Annotated in this window: 14 protein-coding genes; 4 read left to right on the forward strand and 10 right to left on the reverse strand. The window is 54.4% G+C overall.

Annotated features, from left to right (window positions below; translation table 11 throughout):
- Nucleotides 1-308: 308 nt before the first annotated feature.
- A complete protein-coding gene (rimO, locus tag ACPUC8_RS05415) occupies nt 309-1,634 on the forward strand; it encodes a 30S ribosomal protein S12 methylthiotransferase RimO (protein ID WP_039336388.1) in 1,326 nt (441 codons plus the stop codon).
- Here the strand turns inward: rimO and ACPUC8_RS05420 are convergent.
- On the reverse strand, nt 1,631-2,080 hold the full coding sequence (locus ACPUC8_RS05420) for a DUF4385 domain-containing protein (RefSeq protein ID WP_494925698.1): 450 nt from the start codon (nt 2,078-2,080) through the stop codon (nt 1,631-1,633). The genes rimO and ACPUC8_RS05420 overlap by 4 nt on opposite strands.
- A 114-nt stretch (nt 2,081-2,194) precedes the next feature.
- On the opposite strand from ACPUC8_RS05420, the gene ACPUC8_RS05425 reads away from it, so the two are divergent.
- A complete protein-coding gene (locus ACPUC8_RS05425) occupies nt 2,195-3,862 on the forward strand; it encodes a methyl-accepting chemotaxis protein (RefSeq protein WP_494925699.1) in 1,668 nt (555 codons plus the stop codon).
- 115 nt (nt 3,863-3,977) lie between these two features.
- Here ACPUC8_RS05425 and gsiD read toward each other — a convergent pair whose 3' ends face one another.
- The 5 genes from gsiD to ACPUC8_RS05450 all read right to left on the reverse strand — a co-directional run bounded on the left by gsiD (nt 3,978) and on the right by ACPUC8_RS05450 (nt 10,378).
- On the reverse strand, nt 3,978-4,883 hold the full coding sequence (gene gsiD / locus ACPUC8_RS05430; protein ID WP_283228573.1) for a glutathione ABC transporter permease GsiD: 906 nt from the start codon (nt 4,881-4,883) through the stop codon (nt 3,978-3,980).
- A gap of 10 nt (nt 4,884-4,893) precedes the next feature.
- Nucleotides 4,894-5,814 (reverse strand): glutathione ABC transporter permease GsiC, encoded by a 921-nt coding sequence (gsiC, locus tag ACPUC8_RS05435; protein ID WP_039336398.1) that lies wholly within the window; start codon nt 5,812-5,814, stop codon nt 4,894-4,896.
- A gap of 49 nt (nt 5,815-5,863) precedes the next feature.
- A complete protein-coding gene (gsiB, locus tag ACPUC8_RS05440; RefSeq protein ID WP_494925700.1) occupies nt 5,864-7,399 on the reverse strand; it encodes a glutathione ABC transporter substrate-binding protein GsiB in 1,536 nt (511 codons plus the stop codon).
- A 180-nt stretch (nt 7,400-7,579) separates the two neighbouring features.
- Nucleotides 7,580-9,403, reverse strand: a complete 1,824-nt coding sequence (locus ACPUC8_RS05445; protein WP_494925701.1) for a dipeptide ABC transporter ATP-binding protein — start codon at nt 9,401-9,403, stop codon at nt 7,580-7,582.
- Between the two features lie 9 nt (nt 9,404-9,412).
- Complete coding sequence (locus ACPUC8_RS05450) at nt 9,413-10,378, reverse strand: isoaspartyl peptidase/L-asparaginase family protein (protein WP_494925702.1); 966 nt, start codon at nt 10,376-10,378, stop codon at nt 9,413-9,415.
- Between the two features lie 226 nt (nt 10,379-10,604).
- Here ACPUC8_RS05450 and moeA point away from each other — a divergent pair, with 226 nt between their 5' ends.
- The gene (gene moeA, locus ACPUC8_RS05455) at nt 10,605-11,840 is read left to right on the forward strand and encodes a molybdopterin molybdotransferase MoeA (RefSeq protein WP_494925715.1); all 1,236 of its coding nucleotides are present in this window, start codon (nt 10,605-10,607) and stop codon (nt 11,838-11,840) included.
- Complete coding sequence (gene moeB / locus ACPUC8_RS05460) at nt 11,840-12,595, forward strand: molybdopterin-synthase adenylyltransferase MoeB (RefSeq protein WP_494925703.1); 756 nt, start codon at nt 11,840-11,842, stop codon at nt 12,593-12,595. Before moeA ends, moeB begins: the two co-directional genes overlap by 1 nt.
- A gap of 100 nt (nt 12,596-12,695) precedes the next feature.
- Here the strand turns inward: moeB and ACPUC8_RS05465 are convergent, their stop codons facing one another.
- The 4 genes from ACPUC8_RS05465 to ACPUC8_RS05480 all read right to left on the reverse strand — a co-directional run bounded on the left by ACPUC8_RS05465 (nt 12,696) and on the right by ACPUC8_RS05480 (nt 18,548).
- On the reverse strand, nt 12,696-14,288 hold the full coding sequence (locus ACPUC8_RS05465) for an ABC-F family ATPase (protein ID WP_494925704.1): 1,593 nt from the start codon (nt 14,286-14,288) through the stop codon (nt 12,696-12,698).
- A gap of 185 nt (nt 14,289-14,473) precedes the next feature.
- The gene (locus ACPUC8_RS05470) at nt 14,474-14,875 is read right to left on the reverse strand and encodes an H-NS family histone-like protein (protein ID WP_034820857.1); all 402 of its coding nucleotides are present in this window, start codon (nt 14,873-14,875) and stop codon (nt 14,474-14,476) included.
- Between the two features lie 429 nt (nt 14,876-15,304).
- The gene (locus ACPUC8_RS05475) at nt 15,305-16,786 is read right to left on the reverse strand and encodes a sugar porter family MFS transporter (protein WP_494925705.1); all 1,482 of its coding nucleotides are present in this window, start codon (nt 16,784-16,786) and stop codon (nt 15,305-15,307) included.
- Nucleotides 16,787-17,030: 244 nt separating this feature from the next.
- Entirely contained in the window at nt 17,031-18,548 is a 1,518-nt protein-coding gene (locus ACPUC8_RS05480) for an efflux transporter outer membrane subunit (protein WP_494925706.1), read from the reverse strand.
- Nucleotide 18,549: the final 1 nt, after the last annotated feature.

Here is an 18,549-nt window from a genome sequence, read left to right on the forward strand (position 1 = left end):
TCTCACATTATCCACTTCTGCTTAGGCAATAAAACGGCCTTCAGCGCGAGTTAACATTCTTCAGTGACAAGAATAACTTACCGTCACCGACCCAACATTTAAGCAAAACAGGCTGAATTGCACAACTCGGATCACCGCCCACTCTCCCGGCCACAACCTAAATTTATGAGCTGAGCGGGTAAGTTAAGCATAGCGGGAATAACACGTGTAACTGATATGGAGATTCTTTGCTTAACTATACATTTTCTCCAGCAACCTCTGTACAATCGCCCCCCTATCCACACTAATTATGATGAATTTTTATCCTTATGAGCCATGTCAAAAATCCGCCACGCGTGGGCTTCGTCTCACTCGGCTGCCCAAAAAACCTCGTCGACTCTGAACGCATCCTGACGGAACTGCGTACCGAGGGCTACGATGTGGTGCCACGCTACGATGATGCGGAGATCGTCATCGTTAACACCTGCGGATTTATTGATAGCGCCGTACAGGAATCACTGGAAGCGATTGGCGAAGCGCTGAACGAAAACGGCAAAGTGATCGTCACCGGCTGCCTGGGTGCCAAAGTGGATCAGATCCGCGAAGTGCACCCTAAGGTGCTGGAGATCACCGGTCCGCACAGCTACGAGCAGGTGTTGTCCCACGTTCACACCTATGTGCCAAAACCTGAGCACAACCCGTTCCTCAGCCTGGTGCCGGAGCAAGGTGTTAAGCTGACCCCGCGCCATTACGCTTACCTGAAAATTTCTGAAGGCTGCAACCATCGCTGCACCTTCTGCATCATCCCATCAATGCGTGGCGATCTCGACAGCCGCCCGATTGGTTCCGTGCTGGATGAAGCGAAACGTCTGGTGGAAGCGGGCGTTAAAGAGCTGCTGGTAATTTCACAAGATACCTCAGCCTACGGCGTGGACGTGAAGCACCGCACCGGTTTCTGGAATGGGTCGCCGGTCAAAACCAGCATGGTCAGCCTGTGTGAGCAACTGGCTAAGCTTGGCGTCTGGGTGCGTCTGCACTACGTGTACCCATATCCGCATGTGGATGACGTGATCCCGTTGATGGCCGAAGGTAAAATTCTGCCTTACCTCGATATCCCGTTACAGCACGCCAGCCCGCGCATCCTGAAGCTGATGAAGCGTCCTGGCGCAGTGGAACGCACTCTGGAGCGTATCAAACGCTGGCGTGAAATTTGCCCAGAGTTGACGCTGCGTTCGACCTTTATCGTCGGCTTCCCGGGCGAAACCGAGGAAGATTTCCAGATGCTGCTCGACTTCCTGAAGGAAGCGCGTCTGGATCGCGTCGGCTGCTTCCAGTACAGCCCGGTTGAAGGCGCAACCGCCAACCAGTTGCCGGATCAAGTGCCAGAAGAGGTGAAGCAAGAACGTTTCGACCGCTTTATGCAACTGCAGCAGAAAATCTCCAGCGAGCGTTTGCAGGAGAAAATCGGCCGCGAAGTGCTGGTGATCATCGATGAAGTCGATGAAGAAGGTGCGGTTGGCCGCAGCATGGCCGATGCCCCTGAGATTGACGGCGCCGTTTACCTGAATGGCGATCGTCAGGTCAAAGTGGGTGACGTGGTCCGTGTGAAAGTGGAACACGCTGACGAGTACGATTTGTGGGGTACGCGCGTTTAACCGTACTGCTGCTGGTGCGCACGTTTGCGCGCCAGATAATCCGTATCAGCTCGGATCCGATCCCAGCATGATTTGAAAATGGCCGCCGCAGCGGCCTTTTCTTTTTCCGTGGTACGCGGCAGCTCTTTCCCCTCCGCATCATATTTTCGCCCGCCTTTATGATTGCTGTAACGGCGTGCGCGGGTGTAACCCATCTGAATGAACTTGCGTGCCATGTCCATGCCAACAAAATCGTCCTGGGCGCGATAATCTTCAAACAGTTGCATGATTTGTACCGAAGACTCCTGCGCCAGCTCAACCGTACGAAAGCGCCAGAAAGGCAGGATTTCACTCTTATAAGGTTCAACCATCAACACGCCCTGCTCACCCCGCCCCACCTGATAGCGCTCTGGCTGTTGTCGAAAGTCGATATTGTTAAAGTCTTGTTCGTAATCAAAGGGTTTCACTGCATTTCTCCTGCACGACATTATCACCTGATGCAATTATTTTTTTTCGGCACTTAAGCAATACACTTCCACACCGATAACCTCTCTACCAGCCTACTTTGATCAGAGAGAATCATGTTGACGAAAATGAAAATTGTGACTGCCATCATATTGATGCTGTTGGTATTCACCGCCATGCAGGCCATCTCCGGCTCGCTATTTTTATCTTCCCTAATCGCTGGCCAGCATAATTTCACCGCCAGTAACCAACTGTCGCATCAACAGCGTGAGTTCTCCGACAGCTGGCAAACACTGGTGAAAACGCGCGTCATTATCAACCGCGTCGCGATTCGTATCCTGAAAAATCAGGCCGATGATGCTTCACGCGCGGCCATCAACAAACTGCTGGTTTCTGCCGGCGCATCGCTTGATGAAGCTAAACAGCACTTTGACCGCTACAAAAGTGTCCCGCGTATTACAGGGCAAAGTGCAGCTTCCGCCGAGCTTATCGAAAGTAAATTCAACAACTACTACCAACTACTGAAGCAATCTGCGACCTTCCTGAAAGCCAACAACTACGCCGCCTATGGCGAGTTGGATGCACAACTGGCGCAGGATGATTTGGAAGCGGCCTACAAGCAATGGCGTGGCGACAACGTTCAACTGATCAATGCGCGCGCTGCAGATAACGATAGCACTTATCAGCATATGCTGGTGATGGTCGCGGTGATGGCGGTGATTGTGTTGCTATTGCTGGTGGTGGTGTGGCAACTGGTCCGCCGCATTCTGCTGGCGCCAATGAAGCAGGTGCAGCAGCAAATGGAGCGTTTTGCCGACGGCGACCTTTCTGCCAGTTTAAAGATTGAAGGGCGCAGCGAAATGGCGGCCATCGCCGCGAGCCTCAACCATATGCAGCAGGCATTGTTGAGCACCATCAACAATGTACGCGACAGTGCCGATGCCATTTTTGGCAGCGCCAGCGACATCGCCAACGGCAATAACGATCTCTCTTCCCGCACCGAACAACAAGCCGCCTCACTGGAAGAGACGGCGGCCAGTATGGAAGAGTTAACCGCAACCGTGAAGCAGAACGCCGATAACGCACGCCAGGCTTCACAGCTGGCTAAAACCGCCTCAGAAACGGCGGATAAAGGCGGCAATGTGGTGGATGGCGTGGTGAAGACCATGCATGCCATCGCCGACAGCTCCAAAAAAATTGCCGATATCACCAGCGTGATCGATGGCATTGCTTTCCAGACCAATATTCTGGCGCTGAATGCGGCAGTCGAAGCGGCACGCGCAGGCGAGCAAGGCCGTGGCTTTGCTGTGGTCGCCGGGGAAGTACGTAACCTGGCACAACGTAGCGCACAAGCGGCGAAAGAGATTAAGTTGCTGATTGAGAATTCGGTGCAGCGCGTCGATTTAGGTTCGCAACAGGTGAGCAGCGCGGGCGATACCATGCAGGAGATCGTCAGTGCAGTGACGCGTGTGACGGATATTATGGGAGAAATTGCCTCGGCGTCTGATGAGCAGAGTCGTGGGATCGATCAGATTGGTCAGGCGGTGAATGAGATGGATCGCGTTACGCAGCAAAACGCCACGCTGGTACAGGAATCTGCTAACGCGTCCGCATCACTGGAGCAGCAGGCCAGCAGCCTGTCATCCGCCGTGGCACGCTTTAAAACCGGCTCCCGCCCCGCGATCGCCGTAGCGCCAAAAATCGTGAAGCCTGCTGCGATTGCGCCAGTCCGTGCTGTGCCGGCCGTCAGCGGCAACAGTAACGAGAATTGGGAAACGTTTTAAGCCCAGTATCTAACGCAGTGGCGTGCCACGGATTAGTTCTATAGCAAGCCTGTGTGCGCTTTCATCGTAGGGGAGGCCTTCCGGCCTCCCAAAACACGCCGCACCCGCCCAAAATTTACGTCTTCAGCTTCGGGTCCAGCGCATCGCGCAATCCATCCCCCAGCAGATTAAACGCCAGTACGGTCAAGAAAATCGCCAGACTCGGGAATATCGCCACGTGCGGGGCAATCACCATATCGGCGCGCGCCTCGTTGAGCATCGCCCCCCACTCCGGGGTGGGTGGCTGCGCACCGAGCCCAAGAAACGACAGGCTAGCCGCGGTGATAATGGACGTGCCAATGCGCATGGTGAAATAGACCACAATGGAGGACACCGTACCGGGCAAGATGTGACGCATAATAATGGTCCAGTCGGATGCGCCAATGCTGCGAGCTGATTCAATAAAGGTCTGATGTTTCAGCACCAAGGTATTGCCCCGCACCAGACGCGCAAACGCCGGAATACTGAATATCGCCACCGCCACAATCACGTTGCTCATGCCGCTGCCCATAATGGCTACCACCGCAATCGCCAGCAGGATGCCCGGAAAAGCGAAAAGCACATCACAGATGCGCATGGTTATGCGGTCCCACCAGCCTTCGTAGTAGCCCGCCAGCAGGCCCAGCACCGTGCCTATCAATGCCCCAATCGCCACCGAGAAGAAACCGGCGATCAATGAAATTCGTGTCCCGACCAGCACACGACTAAAAATGTCGCGCCCTAACGAATCCACGCCAAACCAGTGCATCAGCGACGGGCCTTCATTGAGCCGATCGTAATCAAAATAGTTTTCTGCATCAAAAGGGGCGATCCATGGCGCAATAAACGCCACCACAATTAACAGCAGCACAAATAAGCCCGCGATCATCGCCACATGTTGCTGACGAAAGCGACGCCAAAATTCGCGCCACGGCGTACGTACCCGGGTTTCCGTCATCATCGGCATGGTCTTCAATGCCGCTGCGCGTCGCCAGTTCTTCAATTGCGACTCCTTACCTGTAACGAATGGCCGGGTTGATTGCCGCGTATAACATATCGACAATCAGATTGATCAGAATAAATTCCAGTGAGAACAGCAGTACCTCGGCCTGAATCACCGGGTAATCGCGCATCTCTACGGAATCGACCAGCAACCGGCCCAAACCAGGCCAGTTGAATACCACTTCCACCACAATCGAGCCACCGAGCAGGAAACCAAACTGCAGCCCCATCATGGTCACCACCGGGATCATCGCATTGCGCAGACCGTGTTTGACCACCACCAAAGATTCACGCACCCCTTTCGCGCGGGCGGTGCGCATATAGTCTTCCTGCATCACCTCAACAAAGGAGGCGCGCGTAAAGCGTGCCATCACCGCAGCCACCGCGGCACCTAAGGTAATAGAGGGCAGAATGTAGTGTTTCCAGCTATCTGCGCCCACGGTCGGCAACCAGCCGAGTTCAACTGAGAACACCTGCATCAGCAGCATGCCAAGTGCAAAGGCCGGGAAGGAGATACCGGAAACGGCCAGCGTCATGCCAAGGCGATCGGGCCAGCGATTGCGCCACACCGCCGAGACAATGCCAATGGTCATGCCAAAAATCACCGCCCACACCATACTGGTGAGCGTCAGCCACAGCGTAGGGAAAAAGCGTGCGGCAATCTCTGAAGAGACCGGGCGTTTCGATACCATCGACTGGCCGAAATCCCCCTGCACCGCATTGAGAATAAAGTGCCAGAACTGCTGGATCAGCGGCTGATCGAGCCCCAGTTCCTGACGCACCAGTGCCACCACCGAAGCATCCGCTTCCGGGCCCGCAATCAGGCGCGCCGGATCGCCCGGCAGCAGGTGGACAAACAGAAAGACCAGCACCGCCACAATCAGCAGCGTGGGGATAAGCCCCAGTAATCGTTTGAGAAAATAGTTGAGCATGCGAAGTCCTGCGCAGCATCGGCCAGCCCCGCAAGGCTGGCCGCGTCTGTTACTTCAGATCCGCCTCATCAAAATTGAATGAGGTATCGGGCATAACGTAAAAACCGGTAAGGTTTTTATTGTTAGCAGAGAGCAGCTGCTCCACCACCAGCGGGATCCACGGATGGTCATTCCAGATGCGATCCTGTGCGTCTTTATACAGGCTCGCCTTTTGCGCACGATCAGTGGTTTTCAGTGCATCGCTGAGGTCTTGATCCACCTGCGGATTGCTGTAGAACGCCGTGTTAAAGATGGCTGGCGGCCAGGAGGTGGTGGCAAACAGTGGGGTCAGCGCCCAGTCAGCTTCGCCGGTTGATGCAGACCAGCCGGTGTAGAACATGCGCACACCGCTCTCTTTCTGCCCTTTGCTCTCGACTTCCGCCGCGCGCTGTCCCGCATCCATCGCCGTGACCTTCACTTTCACGCCAACCTGCGCCAGTTGCTGCTGCGTAAACTGCAACACTTTCTGCGCGGTGCTGTGGTTATGTGAAGACCAGAGCGTGGTTTCAAAGCCGTTCGGGAAGCCCGCTTCCTTCAGCAGCTCGCGCGCTTTTGCCGGATCGTATTTGATCGCCGGGTACGTCTGCGCAAAATCGATGGCTGGCGGTACAATTCCGGTGGCTGGGGTGGCATAGCCCGCAAACGCCACTTTCACCAGCGCCTCACGATTAATGGCATACTCCAGCGCTTCACGCACTTTCGGGTTATCGAAAGGCTTCTGCGTCACGTTGAGGCTGATATAGCGCTGCATAATCGACGGCGTAGTCACCACATCGAGTTTGCTATTACCTTGCAGCAACTTGGCCTGCTCAAAGGGCACCGGGAAAGCGAAAGTCGCTTCGCCCGTTTGCAACATCGCGGCACGGGTGTTGTTATCCACGACAGGACGGAAGGTGATGCTGTCCAGCTTCGGATAGCCCTTCTTCCAGTAACCATCCCACTTCTTCACTTTCACGAAGTCGGTCTGATTCCAGGTCACAAACTCATAGGGGCCGGTACCCACCGGGTGGAAGCCGATGTCTTTGCCATATTTCTTCAGCGCGGTCGGGGAAATCATCACTGCTGCCGGGTGCGCCAGGTTGTTAATGAAGGCCGAGAACGGCTGCTTCAGCGTGATCTTCACCGTGGTCGGATCGACCGCTTCGGTGCTGGCGACATACTTAAACAGGTTGTAACGCTTGAGATGATTGTCCGGATTGCTGGCGCGGTCGATGTTGGCTTTAACCGCTTCCGCATTGAAATCCGTACCGTCCTGGAATTTCACCCCTGAACGCAGTTTGATGGTGTAGGTCAGGCCATCGCTGCTGGCTTGATAGCTCTCCGCCAGGACGTTTTGCAGCTTCATGTCTTTATCGAAGCCGAACAAGCCTTGATAGAAGGCTTTCGCGACAGACTGCGACAGCGTGTCGTTCGCGTCGTACGGGTCCATCGTGGTAAAGGTCGACGCCACAGCAATCACCGCGACCTTTGCTGCCCACGCGGGCATCGCCAGCGCTGAACTCAACAAACCGGCGGTGATAACCCCTTTTCGCATAATGTGGTGCATTGTTATCGTTCTCCTGTAGTCCCTGTCTTGCGCGACATCGACCGATGACGCGGTTGCTTGCTGCTCAGGCGCCGCTAATGGCGTGTCGGGCCACAAAGTGTCCCGGTGCCACTTCCAGTAAAGGCGCCACTTCTGGCTCGTCACCCAGTGGGCGAATTGGGCTGGGGATCTCATCCACCATCAGTGCCCGCTCACGGNCAGTAAAGGCGCCACTTCTGGCTCGTCACCCAGTGGGCGAATTGGGCTGGGGATCTCATCCACCATCAGTGCCCGCTCACGGTGTCGGTGCGCTGGATCGGCGACCGGCACCGCAGCCATCAGTTTCTTGGTGTAGGGATGGCGCGGTTGCTCAAACACCGCCTGACGCGGCCCCATCTCCACAATCTGTCCGAGATACATCACTGCCACACGATGGCTGATGCGTTCGACCACCGCCATATCGTGTGAAATAAACAGGAAGGCAATGCCAAATTCGCGCTGCAAATCGAGCATCAAATTGATAATTTGCGCCTGGATTGAGACATCCAGTGCCGAGACTGACTCATCGGCTATTACCACTTTCGGATTCAGCGCTAGAGCACGGGCAATACAGATACGCTGGCGCTGGCCACCGGAAAATTCGTGTGGATAGCGCTGGGCATGTTCAGGCAACAACCCGACACGTTCGAGCAGCCAGGCAACGCGTTTCTCTGCCTGACGTCGATCCATGGTGTTATGCACCAGCAGCGGTTCCATGATGGAAAACCCGACGGTGAGACGCGGATCGAGCGAAGCGTAAGGATCTTGGAAAATAAATTGAATATCACGACGCAGCGAGGCCAGTGCGTGGCCCTGTAAGGCATCGATACGCTGACCGTTGAAGGTGATCGTGCCGCCCTGACTGGCGACCAGACGCAGCAGCGAGCGGCCCGTAGTGGACTTTCCGCAGCCGGACTCGCCCACCAGCGCCAGTGTCTCTCCGGCATACAGATCAAAACTCACCTTCTCGACGGCATGCACGCGGCGTTTCACGCGGTTAAACAAACCGCTACGAATATCAAAGCGCGTGACTAAATCGCGCACCTGCAAAATCGGTGGCTCATCGCCGCGCACCGTATCTTGCGGTGTCGCAGGCTCTTCACGACCGTTGGTGTGCAACAGCGGGAATTTGGCGGGCAGCGGCTGACCGCTCATGGCGCCGAGTTTTGGTACTGCCGCCAACAGCGCTCGCGTGTAGGGCTGCTGAGGCGCATCGAACAACTGCTGTACTGGCGCACGTTCAACCACGTCACCGCGATACATCACCTGCACGCGGTCGGCCATTTCTGCCACCACGCCCATATCGTGAGTGATAAAAATCACCCCCATCTGCATCTCTTTTTGCAGCACGCGGATCAATTGCAGAATTTGCGCCTGAATGGTGACATCCAGCGCGGTGGTGGGTTCATCGGCGATGAGCAGTGCAGGTTTGCACGACAGCGCCATCGCGATCATCACGCGTTGCCGCATACCGCCCGAAAGCTGATGCGGATAACGCGACAACACGTTGTGGGCTTCGGGAATGCGCACCAGATCCAGCATGCGGTGCGCTTCAGCCTGCGCCTGCTGATGACTTTTACCCTGATGCAGACGAATCGACTCCGCAATCTGCTCACCCACGGTGAAAACCGGGTTGAGTGAGGTCATCGGCTCCTGGAAAATCATCGCCATGTCGGCACCGCGCACTTTGCGCATTTGGCCGCTGCTAGCGCGCATCACGTCCAGCACCTCACCGTTGCGACGGCGCAGATGGATTTCACCGCTGACGTCGCCGCCCGCCTGCTGAATCAGGCGCATCAGTGCCAGCGAGGTGACCGATTTACCAGAACCGGATTCACCGACCAGCGCCAGGGTTTCACCACGGTGCAGATCAAGCGACAGATTACGCACCGCTTCGGTGATGCGGCCTTCATGCTGAAAACGGACGTTGAGGTCACGCACCGCCAGAACTTGCTCAGGTGCCATCTGCTGCTGATGTTCTGTCATGCCTGCTCCTTAGCTGTCGCGGTAAATCGCTACCTCAACTTCGCCGCCGACATAAGCGAATCCGCGATACATTCCTTCGCTGTTAAACGGCAACGCCACATTACCGTGGCTGTCAACGGCGATCAGTCCGCCGCTGCCATCCAGTTCCTGAATTTTGTCGTGAATCACGTTGGCGGTGGCTTGCTGCAATGAACGTCCCGCATATTCCATCTGCGCGGAGACGTCATACGCTGCCAGGGTGCGGATAAACACTTCGCCCGTGCCGGTGCAGGAGACCGCAACGGTTTCATTATTAGCGTAGCAGCCTGCGCCCACCAGCGGTGAGTCACCCACGCGCCCCGCCTGCTTATTGGTCATGCCCCCAGTCGAGGTGGCAGCCGCCAGATTACCCTGAAGATCGAGGGCCACTGCGCCCACCGTACCGAATTTGCGATCGGGATCGAGAGGATCATCGCTGTGGCTTTGCGCCTCACCATCGTGATCGAGCACCGTCTGCTGGCTGCTCAGCGCACGCTGTAACTGTTCCCAGCGCTCGGGGGTAGAGAAGAAATCAGGCTCAACCTGTTCCAGGCCTTGTTCAACGGCGAAGGCTTCTGCACCCGCGCCAATAAACAGCACGTGCGGGCTGTTTTCCAGCACCTTACGTGCCGCCAGTATCGGGTTTCGAATGTGGTTCACGCCCGCCACGGCACCGACGTCGAGGGTACGGCCATCCATAATGCTGGCATCGAGTTCATGCGTGCCCTGATGGGTAAATACCGCACCTTTGCCTGCGTTGAACAGCGGGCACTCTTCCAGCAAACGCACCGCTTCGGTGACGGCATCCAGCGCGCTGCCACCCGCAGCGAGAATATGCTGACCCGCGGTAACGATTGCGTTTAACTGCTGACGATACTGCTGCTCTTTTTCGGCGCTCATTGCGGCACGTGTAATCGCACCTGCCCCGCCGTGAATTGCGATAACTGCTTTAGCCATAACCGGTACCCTGTCAAGAAATCAGAAGCAAAAATACTGATTTAGAATGGTTTTCATCTTTTTTTGGCAATTTTCGACTATAGAAAGGCACTTCCAGCTTGTAAAGCAGAAAGTGTATCAGCGGTCATAACCTTTTAATGTGGATTATGCTTTTTTGTCGCATGTGACTCTGCGGGCAAATGCCACCATAATAGGCAGCATCTGAAATGACACTGCAGAGATGGATATGGAACCTTTCACCGCAGGATTAATCTCCCTCGAAGACGCGCAGCAAAAGATGCTGCAACAGCTTACCCCAATCAGTGATTGCCTGAGCGTCTCGCTGTTTGAAGCCGCGGGACGCATCACCGCTAAGCCGGTAAGTTCGCCGCTGGATGTGCCGCCTTTTGATAACTCAGCAATGGACGGCTATGCCGTGCGCCTGAGTGACTTGCAGCCAAACGGCGTGTTGTCGGTCGCCGGTAAAGCCTTTGCTGGCGCACCTTTCCATGGCGAGTGGCCTGCTGGCAGCGTGATTCGCATTATGACAGGCGCCCCGGTGCCTACGGGCTGCGATGCCGTGGTGATGCAGGAACAAACCGAGCAGCGTGATGGCGGCATTGTCATCACCGCAGACGTTAACCAGGGTCAAAACATCCGCCGTATCGGCGAAGATATTCAGGCAGGTAAACAGGTGTTGGATGCGGGTGTGCGCTTAGGTGCCGCCGAGTTGCCGCTTCTGGCTTCGCTGGGCATTGCTGAAGTGAGCGTGCTACGCAAGCTGCGCGTGGCGATCTTCTCCACTGGCGATGAACTTCAGGCCGTGGGTCAGCCACTGGCTGACGGGCAAATCTATGACACCAACCGCTTTACCGTATCACTGATGCTGAAAAAACTCGGTTGCGAAGTGATCGATCTCGGCGTGATTGCCGATGACCCCGCCGCGTTGCGTCACGCGTTCAGTGAAGCCGATCGCCAGGCCGATGTGGTGATCAGTACCGGTGGCGTGTCCGTCGGCGAAGCTGATTTTACCAAAACGATGCTGGAAGAGTTGGGTGCCATCACCTTCTGGAAGCTCGCCATCAAGCCGGGCAAACCTTTTGCCTTTGGTCGTCTGGCTAATAGCTGGTTCTGCGGCTTACCGGGCAATCCGGTCTCGGCGGCGGTGACGTTCTATCAGTTAGTGCAACCTTTATTGGCCACCCTGACCGGCCAGACCACGCGCATTATGCCGCTGCGTCAACGCGCACGTGCCACGCAGCGGCTGAAGAAATCGCCAGGCCGTCTCGATTTTCAGCGCGGTATTCTCAGCCGTGGCGAAGATGGCGTGCTGGAAGTGCGCAGCACCGGCGCGCAGGGGTCACACGTCTTCAGCTCCTTCGCCCTGGCAAACTGTTTCATCGTGCTGGAACGCGACAGTGGTGATGTGGAGGCCGGTGAATGGGTGGAGGTTGAAGCCTTTAACTCCCTGCTGGAGGGCTAATGAGCATTGCGCTGAGCGATGAAGAGATGCTGCGCTACAACCGTCAAATTGTACTGCGCGGCTTTGATTTCGAGGGCCAGGAGAAGCTGAAGGCTTCACGTGTGCTGGTGGTCGGATTAGGCGGACTGGGCTGTGCAGCCGCGCCCTATCTTGCTTCGGCGGGTGTTGGACATCTCACTTTGCTCGATTTCGATACCGTCAGCCTGAGCAACCTACAGCGCCAGATTCTGCACAGCGATACCACCGTGGGTCAGCCGAAAGTGGCATCTGCTCGTCAACAACTGGCAGCCATTAATCCACATTGCCAGCTGGAAGCGATCAATGCACAACTGGATGATGACTCGCTTAGTGCGTTGATAGCCTGCCATGATGCGGTGCTGGATTGCACCGATAACGTCACGACGCGTGAGCAGATCAACCGCGGGTGCTTCCAGCACAAAGTTCCACTGATCTCCGGTGCGGCCATTCGCATGGAAGGGCAGCTTAGTGTTTTCACCTGGCAGCCGGATGAACCTTGCTATCGCTGTATCAGTCGTTTGTTTGGCGATCAGACACTAAGCTGTGTGGAAGCGGGCGTGCTGGCACCGCTGGTCGGCGTGGTGGGTGCAATGCAAGCGCTGGAAGCCATTAAAGTGTTAACGGCGTTAGGCCAACCGGCCAAGGCAAGATTGCTGATGTACGATGCGATGAGTGCCGAGTTTCGCAGCCTGAAGGTGGCACGGGATGTGCAGTGCGAGGTATGTGGTCGAAAGTAACAGTTTAAGTATAGTATCGCGGCGCAATTTATTGCACGTTGTCAGCAGCTTTGCCACATTAAACGCGCACTAGATCACGCCGCTATCTATTGTAAATCTTTTAAACAATACCCTGGCTACGCAGATAATCTTCGTAGTTGCCGGTAAAGTCGACCACACGATCGCCTTTCATCTCCATCACGCGGGTGGCCAGCGAGCTGACAAACTCACGGTCATGCGAAACGAAAATCAGCGTGCCTTCGTACATCTCCAGCGCCATGTTCAGGGATTCAATCGATTCCATATCCAGGTGGTTGGTCGGTTCATCCATGATCAGGATGTTTGGCTTCTGCATCATCAGCTTACCAAACAGCATGCGGCCCTTCTCACCACCGGACAGCACCTTGGCGGGCTTCTTGATTTCGTCGTGACCAAACAGCAGACGCCCTAAAATACTGCGTACCGCTTGTTCGTCATCACCTTCCTGTTTCCACTGACTCATCCAGTCAAATACGCTCAGGTCATCGGCGAAATCTTCGGCATGATCCTGTGCATAATAACCAATACGCGCATTTTCAGACCATTTAACCGTACCATTCTCCGGGGTCAATTCACCGACTAACGTTTTCAGCAGTGTGGTTTTACCGATACCGTTAGCACCGAGGATGGCGACTTTTTCACCCACTTCGATCATCAGGTTAAGTTTATTAAACAGCGGACCGTTATCAAAACCTTTGGTCAGTGCTTCCACTTCCAGCGCATTTCGGAACAACTTCTTATCCTGGTCAAAACGGATATACGGGTTCTGACGGCTTGAGGCTTTTACTTCATCCAGCTTGATTTTATCAATCTGCTTGGCGCGTGAGGTCGCCTGGCGTGATTTAGAGGCGTTGGCACTAAAACGACTGACGAACGATTGCAGATCGGCAATTTGCGCTTTTTTCTTCGCATTGTCTGCTAATAAACGCTCGCGCGCCTGAGTGGCGGCAGTCATATATTCGTCATAATTGCCCGGATACACGCGCAGTTCGCCGTAATCCAGATCCGCCATATGCGTACACACCATATTAAGGAAGTGACGATCATGCGAAATGATGATCATGGTACTGTTACGTTCGTTCAGTACCTGCTCCAGCCAGCGAATGGTATCAATATCCAGGTTGTTTGTCGGTTCATCGAGCAACAAAATATCCGGATTAGAGAATAATGCCTGCGCCAACAGCACACGCAATTTCCAGCCTGGTGCGATTTCGCTCATCGGGCCGTAATGCTGTTCCACTGGAATGCCAACGCCCAGTAATAATTCCCCCGCGCGTGACTCGGCACTGTAACCGTCCATTTCACCGTATTCGACTTCAAGGTCGGCCACTTTATAGCCTTCCTCTTCGCTCATTTCCGGCAAAGCATATATACGGTCACGCTCTTGCTTCACCGCCCATAATTCCGTGTGCCCCATAATCACAGTATCCAGCACACTATATTGCTCAAATGCAAACTGGTCCTGACGCAACTTACCGATGCGTTCATTGGGATCAAGGGAAACATTTCCGTTGGTTGGAACCAGGTCTCCGCCCAGTATTTTCATAAAGGTCGATTTACCGCTGCCGTTCGCACCGATTAAACCGTAACGATTACCGCCGCCAAATTTAACGGAGATATTCTCAAACAGCGGCTTACTGCCGAACTGCATAGTGATATTGCTGGAAACTAACACGGCATTGACCTTTGTTACGCAGTGGAGGAAAAAACAGCGGGCATTATGCCAGAAACGGACACAGGGACGCCACCTTTGCGCCTGCTGGCGGTGTACCCGGAAACTGAACACCTTGTTGCCAATGGAGAAATAAAAAAGCCGGAGGCGATGTCGCCTCCGGCTCCCACTGACAAGGAATGTGCAGATTATTTGATCAGGAAGCTATCCAGGCTTTTACCTGAGTCCAGTGCTTTTTTAATCGCAGCTGGAGTACGGCCTTGGCCAGTCCATGATTTCTCTTCACCGTTTTCGTCGGTGTAAGAATATTTGGCTGGACGTGGTGCACGCTTAGCGCGTTTTTTACCGGTTTCCAGAGCGCCCAGTAATTCGTTTGGATCAATACCGTCAGCCAGCAGCATTTCGCGGTATTTAGACAGCTTCTCTTCTTTTTCGCGGTTCTGTGCTTCTTCAGCATGAACTTCGTCACGACGCTCGGTCACAACGACAGTTAATTTTTCCAGAATCTCTTCCAGATCGGTCAATGGCAGTTCACGTGCTTGTGCACGTAATGTGCGAATGTTGTTCAGAACTTTAAATGCGTCACTCATCACAATGTCCTTGCTTAGGGGGGTAAATAAACTGTAGTGGCAAGATTACCCAATTCAAATAAAAAAATAAATTAATTTATGCGAACGGATAATTCCGAACAGATTAACATATTCACTCAACCCAGTCTTAAACCCAACATGCGGCTTTAATTAACGGTGAATTAACAACGTGCATTTTGTGCCACCCACTGGAACAGGTACCGATTCCAGTCCTTATTCCCGGCTGATAAACAAGCATTTAGCCACTATTGCAGGCAGCAGCGAAAGTGAGCATAAAGGTAAAAAAAGATTAATGGTGTAAGCGAAAATCTATTTTCACAGGTGATTATTATATTAGTGGCAGTGAGAGGAGAATCTCATTTTTCCGATCGCATGACGATAAAAAGCCGGTGCATGCACCGGCCTGGGGATAAAACCTGCAGTCTCAGGTTATAAGGTTTTCTTCACGGCAGGCGTCAAATGCGGTTGAGATTCTTCCTTTGATAGCCAGTCGTGCAAATAATGTTCGATCTGTTCCAGCGAACGATTGCGCGTTTCGGGTACACAGCGAATGACAAAAATGGCTCCCCCTATCCCTATCAGCGCAAAAATAAAGAATGCCCCTGATAAACCGACCGAAGCCAGCAGTATGGGGAACATCAGCGAGATAAAGAAATTCGCTATCCACATCGCAAACACCGCACCGCCCATAAATATACCGCGCAAGCGAGTCGGAAAAATTTCAGACAGCAGCAGCCAGGTAACGGGCGACAGCGCCCCTTGTTGAAAACTTAAAAACATCAACATGCCAAGCAAAACCATATAACTGCGCAGCACGTCCGGTTGCCCCTGTACCGTTTCCGGCATCAAATAACTGACGGCGCCAATAAACACCAGACAAGCGGTGCAACCAAACTGACCCAACATGGTCATGGTGCGGCGACCAATACGCCCCAGCAACCAGATGCCAACGAATGTCATTAATACCGAAATGACACCGTTGGCAATGGTAGCAATTAATGCCGCGTTATCGCTCATGCCCACCGCTTTTAACATCGTGGGCGCGTAATACATGATGGTATTCACACCAGTTAATTGTTGAATCACGGCAATACCCACACCAATCAAAAACAATTTCATTAACCAGGGTTTACGTAATTCGCGCAAGCGCGGGCGGGCATCCTGCTGTTCTTCGGCTAACGTCTCTTCGATTTCTGTCAGCTCCCACTCCACATCTTGTTTTGCACGGGTACGCTCCAATACTTGTCGCGCCTCGGCCAGGCGCCCCTTCATCGCATACCAGCGCGGCGAGTCAGGCATAAACAGCATACCAAACCACAACAGCACCGCTGGCACCGTTGCCACCGCCAGCATCCAGCGCCATGTGGTGTCCCCGCCCCAAACTGCATTGAATCCGGCATTGGAGATGTAAGCTAACATCTGCCCGGAAACGATCATTAGCTCCTGCATGGTGACCAACTGCCCACGCTTATTCGCGGGCGCCATCTCTGCGATATACACCGGCACCGTGGCCGACGCGCCACCCACTGCCACACCTAATACCAGGCGGAAGAAAATCATCCATTCAACGTTAGGTGCTAACGCGGTACCGATTGCGCCCATCGCAAAGATGATCGCCAGTACCAGAATAATTTTTCTCCGCCCGGCAGCGGCAGCAAAGTGACCCGAAGCCAGCGCACCAAAGGCGGCACCAAACAGCAGGCTGCTCGTCACCAGTCCGGTGGTAAAGGGTGTCAGATGAAGATCGTCACCCATAAACAGCAGTGCGCCGGAAATCACTCCCGTGTCATAGCCGAACAGCAAGCCACCGAGGGTGGCAATCATTGCTATCACCTTCACAAAGGGTTCAGTGCGCGTACTGCTATTCGGCCCTGATGCCTTATTGGGGGTGAGATAGGTTTCCCGGGACATAACCAACTCCTTAACCTGTGAGAGAAGGTTTAAAAATAGATTATTTCATCCAATAGGAATAATTATGAAATTTAAATTTTGCGCGACAGGTCATAAACACGCGATCAACTTGCGATTAGTATCACAAAAATAGCCATCAGGAGTGGAAATTAGCGGAGATATGATCGGGTTGAATTTTACACAATCGATGAAAGGAAAATTTTTGTTCCGAATTGAACCGGGCGGCAACTCGCCGCCCATGTCGTTACGGAACGGTGGTGGCAGGACCGAACACCGAATATTCCGGCAGATTGACCTTCTGATAAGGTTCCCAGCCGCCGCCCAACGCTTTATACAGTGCAACTAAATCAAGCGCACTCTGCATCCGGGCTTGGGTTGACTGCGCCTGCGCCTGCGCCAACTGGCGCTGGGCATCCAGCACATCCAGGAAGGTCGAAATACCCTGCTTGTAACTATCACTGGCGAGGTCAAAGGCATGCTGCAGCGCCCCGGTGGTTTCATCCAGCGCCGTGACCTGTTGCTGATCGGCACGATAGCTCACCAGCGCGTTCTCCACATCCTGCAATGCAGTGAGCACCGTCTGGCGATAATCCAGTGCCGCACTCGCCTGCTGTGCACGTGCCAGTTTGACACTGGAAACTAAACGGCCGCCCTGGAAAATAGGGATCGAGAGTGAAGGACCAATGCTGTAGAAATGGCTGCTCCAGTCATCAAGATAGCTGGCGTCGGTGTTACGCACGCCAAGTTGACCGGTGAGTGACAGGCTGGGGAACAGATCGGCCACCGATACGCCAATATTAGCCGTCTGCGCATGCAGATTGGCTTCCGCCTGGCGAATATCCGGTCTGCGCCGTGCCAGCGTTGATGGTATACCCACCGCCACCATCTTCGGCAATGCAGGCAGCGCTTTGCGGTTCATTAACTCGTTATCCAGCGTGCCGGGCATTTTACCCAACAGCACAGCTAAGCCGTTCATTGCCTGCCGTTCTTGCGACTGATACTGCGGCAGTTGCGCATTCAGTGAAGCTAACTGCGCGCGCGCATTTTCCACGTCGGTCAGCGGCGCTAAACCATTGCGTTGCTGGCTCTGCGTCAGCTCCCAGGTTTGCTGCGCGACCTCAATCTGCTGCTGCAAGGTGTCTAGCACGGCCTGTGCGCCGCGCAATTGCAGATACGCGCGCGCCACTTCTGCTTCCAGTGACACCAAAGCATCATTCCGCTGTTCAATCGCCACCTGCTGCTGGGCATCTGCCGCTTCCATCTGACGGCGGACTTTACCCCACAAATCCAGTTCCCAACTGGCATCGAAGCTGCCCTGATAAAGCGTAATGGAGTGATCCAAACCGTTCAGCTGATTAGCCACATCACTATCAACCTGATCGTACACCCCGTTGGACTTCAACAGGCCTTTCAACCCCAGTTGCTGACGTGTCACTTTCGCCGAGCCATTCACTGAAGGGAAGAGCCCTCCGCGAGCCTGCGCCAGCTGTTCGCGTGCTCCGGCAATGCGCAGCACCGATTGCTGCAAGGTCAAATTGCCGGCAATAGCACGTTCAATCAGGCTATCCAACTGTGGATCGTTAAAGTTTTTCCACCACAGTGGTTGAGTCGCTGCCGACTGCGGCCTGGACGCTTCCTGTGAAGGCAAGTCACGATAGCTGCCCGGCGTCTGCGCATGGGGAGGCTGATAATCAGGCCCCACGGCACAGCCCGCCAGCATTAATGTCAGCGCCATAAGGCTCAAGCGCGGAGAGATGATCATT

Source organism: Pantoea sp. CFCC18177, assembly GCF_059412425.1.